General features: G+C 71.1%; 1 protein-coding gene. It reads right to left on the bottom strand.

Translation table 11 applies throughout. The features are described 5' to 3' along the window. Positions 1-380: 380 nt before the first annotated feature. Positions 381-1310 carry a Gfo/Idh/MocA family protein gene (locus ACFV4G_RS27920; RefSeq protein ID WP_380444865.1) on the bottom strand — a complete coding sequence of 310 codons (930 nt, stop codon included), beginning with the start codon at positions 1308-1310 and terminating at the stop codon, positions 381-383. Between the last annotated feature and the right edge of the window lie 320 nt (positions 1311-1630).

Here is a 1630-nt window from a genome sequence, read left to right as displayed (position 1 = left end):
GCCGTTGCGAGCTATATTACTTGCAACGAGTTATATCAAATCGACAAAACCCCCCGGTTCGGCGGCCCCCCGGGCCCCCCCCCCCCCCCCCCCCCTGCCAGCAGCAAGCCGCTGACCAGTGCGCCGATTGTTCCCGTGGCAAGGATTCCCTTGGAACGCAAGACATCTCCCTCTGAGTCAATCAATAAGCCGCCTGCAACCCGGATGTTCGGGCGCATCAGCCGATGATCATGAACGCTAGGCCTGCCATTGCGTCCGACCCAGAGGGCGGAGGTCCTGAAGAATCGACCGGACGTCCTGTAGCCGGACGAAGCTTTCTGCACAGCACCCGGCGCAATAGGGACTGGCGGCGTTCGAGGAAGCCGTCGACCGGTACCCGCTCAGGGGCCTTCGATGCGCTCCACGATCAGTTCGCACAACTCGTGGGTGCGCAGGGCGTCGTGGGCGTCGAGCGTCTTCCCTCCGCGGACGGCGTCGAGGAAGGTGAGGACGCACTGCTCGATGCCGCGCTGGCGGGCCACCGACACCCAGTCGCCGCGGCGGCGGGTGGTGGGCTGGCCGCGGTGGTCGATCACCTCGGCGAGGTTGTGGACCTCGCGCTTGGAGTCGGTGCCGGAGACCTGGAGGACCTCCTCGGTCGAGCCGCTGCGACGGTTCATGATGCCGAGGGCCGTGAAGCCGTCGCCGGCGAGCGTCAGGACGACGTGCTCGACCAGGCCGTCGACGCGGCGGGCGCGGACGTCCACGTGCTCGACCTCGCCGGGGACGAGGAAGCGCAGGGTGTCGACGACGTGGATGAAGTCGTCGTACACCAGGGTCCGGGCGGCCTCGGGCAGGCCCTCGCGGTTCTTCTGCAGGACGATCAGGTCGCGCGGGCGCTCCAGGGCCTGCACGTAGCCGGGGGCATGGCGGCGGTTGAAGCCGACCATGAGCGAACGGCCGGTGCGGTCGGCGAGGTCGACGAGGCGGCGGGCGCCGTCGAGGGTGTAGTCGAGGGGCTTGTCGACGTAGACGTCCACGCCGGCGGTGAGCAGTTCCTCGACGATCGGGACGTGCTGGTCGGTGGCCGCGTGCACGAAGGCGGCGCGGATGCCGCCCTTGATGAGCTCGCCGAGGTCGGTGTGGCGGTGGGCGGGGTCGATGCGGTGGGTGTCGCCGATGCGGTCGAGCTTGGCGCGGTCGCGGGTCATCAGGCGCAGGTCGAGGCCGGGCAGCGCGGTGAGGACGGGCAGGTAGGCCTTCTGCGCGATGTCGCCGAGGCCGACCACGCCGACGGGGAACGGCATGTCGGGGGCAGCAGTCTCAGTCATCGAATCTCCAGCCGTGTGGGCGGTCGTCAGCCGTCCCAACCTTACGCACCGGCGGCGGAGCCCGGACGACCAACTGCAGGCCCGGCCCTTCGCATCCTCACAGGAGCTCGCCAAGGCGCGCCCAGGGGCGGAGCTGTCGACGACGCCCCGGTCCGCCACGAGCTTCTCGAGGGCTGCACGTTCGCTCCGGCTCATGTCCGCACGGAGACGCGGGGGGGGGGGGGGGCGCCGCCCCCCCCGGCGCTCGCCCCGCGCCCCCCCCCGCGGGGGGGCGGGGGGGGGGGCCCCGGCGCGCGACGGTGGGGGAGGGGGGTGTCCCA

The organism is Kitasatospora sp. NPDC059747 (assembly GCF_042732955.1).
Classification (GTDB): domain Bacteria; phylum Actinomycetota; class Actinomycetes; order Streptomycetales; family Streptomycetaceae; genus Kitasatospora.
Note: the sequence above shows the minus strand (reverse complement) of the source record. Positions and strands in the feature narration are given on the sequence as shown.